General features: G+C 52.5%; 1 rRNA gene (running past one end of the window). It reads left to right on the top strand.

The annotated features are described in order from the left end of the window. Nucleotides 1-71 precede the first annotated feature (71 nt). A 23S ribosomal RNA gene (locus ACJ9N4_RS20745) occupies nucleotides 72-1,239 on the top strand (it continues 1,738 nt past the right edge of the window).

Here is a 1,239-nt window from a genome sequence, read left to right as displayed (position 1 = left end):
AATGGTGTGTTCGAGTCTCTCAAATTTTCGCAAGTCGGTGATGAATCGAAAGAAACATCTTCGGGTTGTGAGGTTAAGCGACTAAGCGTACACGGTGGATGCCCTGGCAGTCAGAGGCGATGAAGGACGTGCTAATCTGCGAAAAGCGCCGGCGAGGTGATATGAACCTTTGACCCGGCGATGTCCGAATGGGGAAACCCAGTGTGTTTCGACACACTATCGTTAACTGAATACATAGGTTAACGAGGCGAACCGGGGGAACTGAAACATCTAAGTACCCCGAGGAAAAGAAATCAACCGAGATTCCCCCAGTAGCGGCGAGCGAACGGGGAGCAGCCCAGAGTCTGAATCAGCTTGTGTGTTAGTGGAACGGTCTGGAAAGTCCGGCGATACAGGGTGACAGCCCCGTACACGAAAATGCACAGGTTGTGAACTCGAAGAGTAGGGCGGGACACGTGGTATCCTGTCTGAATATGGGGGGACCATCCTCCAAGGCTAAATACTCCTGACTGACCGATAGTGAACCAGTACCGTGAGGGAAAGGCGAAAAGAACCCCGGCGAGGGGAGTGAAAAAGAACCTGAAACCGTGTACGTACAAGCAGTGGGAGCACCTTCGTGGTGTGACTGCGTACCTTTTGTATAATGGGTCAGCGACTTATATTCTGTAGCAAGGTTAACCGTATAGGGGAGCCGAAGGGAAACCGAGTCTTAACTGGGCGTTAAGTTGCAGGGTATAGACCCGAAACCCGGTGATCTAGCCATGGGCAGGTTGAAGGTTGGGTAACACTAACTGGAGGACCGAACCGACTAATGTTGAAAAATTAGCGGATGACTTGTGGCTGGGGGTGAAAGGCCAATCAAACCGGGAGATAGCTGGTTCTCCCCGAAAGCTATTTAGGTAGCGCCTCGTGAACTCATCTTCGGGGGTAGAGCACTGTTTCGGCTAGGGGGCCATCCCGGCTTACCAACCCGATGCAAACTACGAATACCGAAGAATGTTATCACGGGAGACACACGGCGGGTGCTAACGTCCGTCGTGAAGAGGGAAACAACCCAGACCGCCAGCTAAGGTCCCAAAGTCATGGTTAAGTGGGAAACGATGTGGGAAGGCACAGACAGCCAGGATGTTGGCTTAGAAGCAGCCATCATTTAAAGAAAGCGTAATAGCTCACTGGTCGAGTCGGCCTGCGCGGAAGATGTAACGGGGCTAAACCATGCACCGAAGCTGCGGCAGCGAC

The organism is Enterobacter sp. LM3 (genome assembly GCF_046622475.1).
GTDB classification, from domain to species: domain Bacteria; phylum Pseudomonadota; class Gammaproteobacteria; order Enterobacterales; family Enterobacteriaceae; genus Enterobacter; species Enterobacter cloacae_P.
This window is presented reverse-complemented; position numbering and strand designations above follow the sequence as displayed.